Source organism: Streptomyces sp. AC627_RSS907, assembly GCF_019049165.1.
Genome location: NZ_JAGMUE010000251.1, coordinates 940 through 8,851, shown reverse-complemented (window position 1 = coordinate 8,851; position 7,912 = coordinate 940). Strand labels below are relative to the sequence as shown.

Sequence of the window (7,912 nt, the reverse complement as noted above, 5' to 3'; positions counted from 1 at the left end):
CTGCGACGGACCATTCGGCGCCGTCAACCCGTTCGACGCACCGTCCTGATTCACCGCCGTACCACGCACCACCGCCAGGACCGGGTGACCCTGCCGCCGGGCATCGGAGAGCCGCTCCACCAGCAGCATCCCCGCACCCTCGGACCAGCCCGTCCCGTCCGCCCCCGCACCGAACGACTTGCACCGACCATCCGCAGCAAGCCCCCGCTGCCGCGAAAACTCCACAAAAACATCAGGCGTCGGCATCACCGTCACGCCACCGACCAGCGCCATCGAACACTCACCGGACCGCAACGCCTGCACCGCCAGATGCAACGCCACCAACGACGACGAACACGCCGTGTCCACCGTCACCGCCGGCCCCTCCAAACCGAACGTGTACGACACCCGACCCGACATCACCGACGACGCCGTACCCGTCAGCAGATGCCCCTCGACGCCGTCAGCCGCCTCGATCGAGCCGCTGCCGTATCCCATGGCCGTAGCACCGACGAACACACCCACCGGCTGACCCGCCAGACCGCGCGGATTCACTCCGGCGCGCTCGAACGCCTCCCAGGACGTCTCCAGCAGCAACCGCTGCTGCGGATCCATCGCCAACGCCTCACGCGGCGAAATCCCGAACAACCCCGCATCAAACTCACCGGCGTCATACAAGAACCCGCCATGCCGCGCATACGAGGTACCCGCATGCTCCGGATCCGGGTGATACAGACCCTCCAGATCCCAGCCACGATCCGTCGGGAACTCCCCGATCCCGTCCCCGCCGGAGGCCACCAGATCCCAGTACTCCTCCGGCGTCTCCACCCCACCCGGCAACCGCAGCCCCATACCCACGATCACAACCGGATCCTCGGCAACAGCCGGAGCAACAACCTCCGCAACGCTGGAGTCGGACACAACCGTGCCCAGAGAGAAGCGCCCGAGCAGGAAGACAGCGAGCCGCTCCGCGTCCGGATAGTCGAACACAAGCGTCGCGGGCAACGCCAGCGCAGTCACGGTCTGGAGACGGTTACGCAGTTCCACAGCGGTCAGTGAGTCAAAACCCAGCTCCCTGAACGCCCGGTCGGATTCGACCGCACCGGCCGAGGCATACCCCAGAACAGCAGCAACCTCCCCCCGCACCACATCCAGCACCACACGCCGCCGCTCCTCCGACGACAGACCCACCAACCGCGCAGCAAGGCCGGACTCCGACTCCCCCACACCCGAACTCAGCCCCACAGCCTCCGGCAGACCAGACAGAAGAGGCCGTTCCCTGGCCGCGGTGAACAACGGCAGGAACTCCGACCACCGCACATCCACGACGGTGACCTGATCGTCCGCCGCGCCCACGGCCTGGGCCAGCGCGGCCACCGCACGCTCAGGTTCCATCCCGACCAGGCCCTGCCTGCGGAGCGCGGTGGCGGCCTCGTCGTCGGCCGCCATGCCGACACGTGCCCAGGGGCCCCAGGCGATCGATGTGCCGGTGAGCCCTGCGGCACGACGGCGCTGGATCAGGGCGTCGAGAGCAGCGTTCGCGGCACCGTACGCGCCCTGCCGGGCGCTGCCCCACGTTGCCGAGATCGAGGAGAACACCACGAACACATCGACATCACCCACCAACGCGTCCAGATGCAACGCCCCGTCGACCTTGCCCCGCACCACCCGCTCCAGATGCGCCACATCAGCCTCAGCCAACGGCACATCCTCACCCACACCAGCCGCATGCACTACCGCATCGACAGGCCCCACAGCCGCCAACAACGCCTCGACCGCGACCCGATCAGCCAGATCACACGCATGGATCTCCGCACCCGGCAACTCAGCCAGCAACTCCGCCGCCCCGGGCGCCTCCGCACCACGCCGCGACACCAGCACCAACCGCTCAGCACCACGCTCCGACACCCAACGCGCCACCTGCGCCCCGAGCCCACCGGTCCCCCCGGTGATCAGCACCGTTCCCCGCGGACGCCAGCTCGTCCCGTGCGGAGCGGGCGCATGCACCAGGCGGCGCACCAGCACCCCGCCTCCACGCACCGCGACCTGATCCTCCGCGCCCAATGCGCCGCCAAGAATCGTGCCGACGCGCCCCGCGGCCCGGGCATCGAGGACCGCGGGCAGATCGAGCAGTCCACCCCACCACTCTGGGTACTCCAACCCCACGGCACGGCCGAAGCCCCACAGCGCCGCCTGGTCGACGTCCACTACGCCGTCCGCACGACCCGTGACCACCGCACCCCGGGTCACCAACCACAGCGGAGCCCTACGCCCCACCTCCGCCAACGCCTGGACCAGCGCCAGCGCCTCACCGACCGAGCCCAGCAGCGAGACGACACCGGTTGCCTGATGCCCCGCCAGTCGAGCTGCCAGTTCGGTCCGGGTGCCCGCAGGCACGGGAGTGACATCCGCGCCGAGCCCGGCCAGCAACTCAGCGAGGCCGAAACGGTCGTCACCGACCAGCAGCCATGTTCCGGTGAGCCGGCCGTGGCCCGTGACGGTGGCGGGCTGCCAGGTGACGCGGTAGCGCCAGCCGTCGATGAGCGACCGTTCCCGGCCTCGCGCCCGCCAGGACGCCAGCGCCGGCACCAGGGTCGCCAGTTCCGTGGCCTCCACACCGATACGGTCGGCGAGTTCTTCGACGTCGCCCTTCTCGACGTCCGCCCAGAACCCGTCGTCGTCACGGTCACCGCGAGGCTTGGCCGCTCCCCTCTCCGGCCAGAACCGTTCCCGCTGGAAGGCGTACGTCGGCAACTCGGCCGGCTGGACCCCAGTGAACAGCGTCCCCCAGTCCACCGACACGCCATCCACATACAAGGCCGCCAACGCCGTCAGCACGGTCGTGACCTCGTCCCGGTCACGGCGCAGCAGCGGAACGGCAACCGTCTCCGGCTGCTGCACCAGCGCGGTCAGTACCGCGTCCGGGCCCAGTTCCACGAACCTGGTCACGCCGTCGAGCGCGCTGATCGCGTCGGCGAACCGGACCGGCCGCCGGACCTGCTCCACCCAGTACTCCGGATCCGACCACTGCCCCGGCTCCACCACCCGCCCAGACACCGTCGACACCGCCGGCACCGACGGCTCGCTGAAGGACAGCCCGCGCACCACCGCACGGAACTCCGCCAGCATCGGCTCCACCAACCGCGAATGGAACGCATGACTGGTCCGCAGACGCGACGTCTTCCAACCATGCCCGGCAACCCGGTCGATGTCGGCCTCACACCCGGCCACCACCACCGAACCCGGCCCGTTGACCACCGCAATGTCAACGTCGGGGAACTCCGCCGCCACCTCCGCCTCGGAAGCCATGACCGCGAGCATCGCCCCACCAGACGGCAACGCCTGCATCAAACGACCCCGAGCCGTCACCAGCGTGACCGCATCCTCCAGCGACAACACCCCGGCCACATACGCCGCCGCAACCTCACCAACCGAATGCCCCACCAGGACATCGGCCCGCACACCCCACGACGAAAGCAAGGCATGCAACGCCACCTCGACCGCGAACAACGCGGGCTGCGCATACCCCGTCTCGTGAATCAGCTCCTCATCACCCAGCACCACCGACAACGGACGGTCCAGATGCACGTCCACATACAACGCCACCTGATCGAAAGCATCCGCGAACACCGGGAACGCCTCATACAACCCCCGGCCCATCCCCACCCGCTGCGCACCCTGCCCCGTGAACAGGAACGCAACCCGACCAGCACGAGCCACCCCACTCAGAGCGCCCGCACCCGCCGCCACCGCATCCAACCCATCCACCAGCTGGGCCCGATCACCCGCCAGCACCACCGCCCGATGCGCGAGCCTCGAACGCCGGGCGGTTGCCGCTGCCAGGGCCGGGAGGTCGGTGTCCGCCACCGTGCGCAGCAGTTCCGCCTGGGCGCGGAGTGCGTCCCGGGTGTGACCGGAGAGCAGGACTGGCAGGACCGGCAGGATCGTCAGGTCCGGCGACGAGGCGGGACCGGTGGTGGGTATGGAGGTGGGCGGCTCCTCCAGGATCACGTGGGCGTTGGTGCCGCTGATTCCGAAGGAGGACACGCCGGCCCGACGCGGCCGGGCTCCGGTCGGCCAGGGCTGTGCCTCGGTCAGCAGTGACACGGCACCGGAGGACCAGTCGACGTGCGGCGACGGCTGTTCGGCATGCAGGGTGGCGGGCAGGGTCTCGTGCTGGAGCGCGAGGACCATCTTGATGATCCCGGCCGCGCCCGCCGCCGCCTGGGTGTGTCCGATGTTGGACTTCAGCGAACCGAGCCACAGCGGCCGTTCCCGGTCCGGGCCACCGTACGTCGCCAGGACGGCTTCCGCCTCGATCGGGTCGCCCAGCCTGGTACCGGTGCCGTGTGCCTCGACCACGTCGACATCGCCCGGTGCCAGTCCGGCGTTGCTGAGCGCGGCCTGGATCACTCGCTGCTGCGATGGGCCGTTCGGAGCCGTCAGGCCGTTGGACGCACCGTCCTGGTTCACGGCCGTGCCCCGCACCACCGCCAGCACGCGGCGTCCCGCCGCCCGCGCCGACGACAGCCGCTCGACGACGAACACGCCGGCGCCCTCACCCCAGGCGGTGCCGTCCGCATCGGCGGCGAACGACTTGCAGCGGCCGTCGGCCGCCAGTCCGCGCTGTCGGCTGAAGTCCAGGAAGGCGGTCGGTGTCGTCATCACGGTGACACCTCCGACCAGGGCCATCGAGCACTCACCGGTCCGCAGGGCCTGCGTCGCCAGGTGCAGCGCGACCAGCGACGACGAACACGCCGTGTCGACGGTCACCGCCGGCCCTTCGAGGCCGAACGTGTAGGAGACCCGGCCGGAGAGCACGCTCGCCGCGTTGCCGGTGCCGATGTGGCCCGCGGAGTCCGCGACATCCTCGTTGCCGCCGTCGTCGAGGAGGGCGACGTAGTCCTGACCGTTGGTGCCGGCGAACACACCGATCTGCTCACCGCGCAGCGACAGCGGGTCGATCCCGGCGCGCTCGAACGCCTCCCACGACGTCTCCAGCAGCAGACGCTGCTGCGGATCCATCGCCAACGCCTCACGCGGCGAAATCCCGAACAACCCGGCGTCGAACTCGGAGGCGGCGGACACGAAGCCGCCTTGACGGGTGTATGTGGTGCCGGGGTGGTCCGGGTCGGGGTGGTAGAGGGCGTCGAGGTCCCAGCCGCGGTCGGTGGGGAACCGACCCATCGCGTCGGTGCCGGCGGCCAGGAGGTTCCAGAGTTCCTCGGGAGTGTCCGCCCCGCCCGGGAAGCGGCAGGCGAGGCCGACGATGACGAGGGGATCGTCGGTGACCGGTGCGGCCGGTGCCGTCCGTGGTGCGGCGGGCTGTGCGCCGAGGAGCCGGTCGAGCAGGAACGTGGTAAGTCGTTCGGCGTCCGGGTAGTCGAAGACCAGCGCGGCGGGCAGGGTGAGCCCGGTGGCGGTGGCCAGCCGATTGCGCAGTTCGGTCGCGGTCAGCGAGTCGAAGCCGAGTTCCTGGAACGAGCGGTCGGGTGCCACCGCATCGGCGGACCCGTGCCCGAGTACGGCCGCTGCCTGGTCGCGTACTTCGTTCAGAACCGTCCGGCGGGCCTCGGCGGGCGCCAGCTCCGCCAGGCGTACGGCGAGCGGCAGCCCGCTGGTCACGGTCACCGCGCGCCCCAGCGCGCGCGCCTCGGGCAGATCGGCCAGGACGGGAGCGGCCCGCAGTGCGCCCAGTTCGGCGGCGAACCGCTCCCAGCGTACGTCCGCGACGACCACCGTCGGTTCGCCGCCGCTCACCGCGGCAGCCAGTGCGGCCAGTGCCGCCGAGGGGCGTAGCAGGGAGAGGCCGGTACGCCGGAACTGTGCGGAGTCCGCGTGGCCGGCCATCATGCCGGCGTCGGCCCAGGGGCCCCAGGCGACCGAGGTGGCGGGGAGCCCGAGGGCCGCGCGGTGTTCGGCAAGGGCGTCGAGGGCCGCGTTGGCTGCGGCGTAGTTGGCCTGGCCCGGGTTGCCGAAGACGCCGGCGGTCGAGGAGAACAGTACGAACGCCGTCAGCGGCCGATGCGCCGTGAGTTCGTGCAGTCGCCAGGCGGCACCGGCCTTGCTCGTCAGCACCGTGTCGAGCCGGGCCGGGTCGAGGCTGGTGATCACTCCGTCGTCGAGCACTCCGGCCGCGTGCACGATGGCCAGGTCGGGCTCGTCGTCGAACTCCCGCACCAAGGTCGTGACCGCTGCACGATCGGTCAGGTCGCAGGGCCGCGCCTCGATGCCACCGAACTCCGCCATCAGCTCACGGACGCCGTCCGACTCGGCTCGTCGCCGGCTGACGAGCACGACTCGTCGAGCCCCGTTCTCCGCGGCCCACCGGGCGACCTGCCTGCCGAGGCCGCCGGTACCGCCGGTGATCAGGATCGTACCGCGCGGTTCCCAGCTGCCGCCCAACCGCTGAGGCGCTGGCACCAGACGGCGAACCAGCAGCCCGGCGCCCCGGACGGCGACCTCGTTCTCCTCGCCCAGCCGACCGGCGAGAACGGCGGCCAGCCGGCCGACCGCACGGGCGTCCAGCGGCTCCGGGAGGTCGATCAGTCCGCCCCAACGGTCAGGGTGCTCCAACCCGACGACCCTGCCGAAGCCCCAGACCTCCGCCTGTCCCGGTTCGACGGCCGGGTCGGCCGCACCGGTCGCGACCGCACCTCGCGTGAGCAGCCACAGCGGCGCCTCGACTCCGGCGTCACCGAGCGCCTGCACAACGGCGAGCGTCCCGCCGAGCGGGCCACCGGCCTGCGCGATCACACCACCCGTGATGGGCGTGCCGAGCCTCCGCAGCAGGTCGGCCAGCTCTGTACGCGTCCGCGTCCCCGTCTCCAGCTGCAGTACGGTCGCGCCGTGGTTGGTCAGAGCGTCGGCGAGAGCGACGGTGTCCTCGGCTTCTTCCGCGAGCAGCAACCAGGTGCCGCCGAGCCGCGCCGGGCCCGGATCGGTGACCGGCTTCCAAGTGACGCGGTACCGCAGACCATCGATCTGCGATCGTTCCCTGCCGCGTGCCCGCCAGTTCGACAGCGCGGGCAGCACGGTCGCCGCGGCCTCGGTGTTCACCCCCAACTCGGCGGCGAAGGCGGGGAGATCGCCTCTCTCAACGGTGCTCCAGAAGCCCGCCTCCGCGGGCTCCGCGGAACCGGTGGATGCCGTTGCGCGCAGCCAGTAGTGCTGGTGCTGGAAGGCGTACGTCGGCAGCTCGGCCGGCTGGACCCCGGTGAACAGCGGCGACCAGTCCACCGACACGCCGTTGACGTGGAGGGTGGCCAGCGCCGTGAGCGCGGTGGTGACCTCGTCGCGGTCACGGCGCAGCAGCGGAACGGCAACCGTCTCCGGCTGCTGCACGAGGGCGGTCAGTACCGCGTCCGGGCCCAGTTCCACGAACCGGGTGACGTCGTCGAGCGCGCTGACCGCGTCGGCGAACCGGACCGGCCGCCGGACCTGCTCCACCCAGTACTCCGGATCCGACCACTGCCCCGGCTCCACCACCCGCCCAGACACCGTCGACACCGCCGGCACCGACGGCTCGCTGAAGGACAGCCCGCGCACCACCGCACGGAACTCCGCCAGCATCGGCTCCATCAACCGCGAATGGAAGGCATGACTGGTCCGCAGACGCGACGTCTTCCAACCACGCTCGGCGATCCGGTCGATGTCGGCCTCAAGCCCGGCCACCACCACCGACTCCGGCCCGTTGACCACGGCGATATCGACGTCGGGGAACTCCGCGAGCACATCGGCCTCGGAGGCCATGACCGCGAGCATCGCCCCACCAGACGGCAACGCCTGCATCAAACGACCCCGAGCCGTCACCAGCGTGACCGCATCCTCCAGCGACAACACCCCGGCCACATAAGCCGCCGCAACCTCACCAACCGAATGCCCCACCAGGACATCGGCCCGCACACCCCACGACGAAAGCAAGGCATGCAGG

The 7,912-nt window shown here is 70.9% G+C and carries 1 protein-coding gene; it reads right to left on the bottom strand.

Annotated features, from left to right (window positions below; translation table 11 throughout):
- On the bottom strand, nucleotides 1-7,912 hold a 7,912-nt coding region (locus tag KUM32_RS44115), incomplete at both ends, for a type I polyketide synthase (protein ID WP_302185204.1).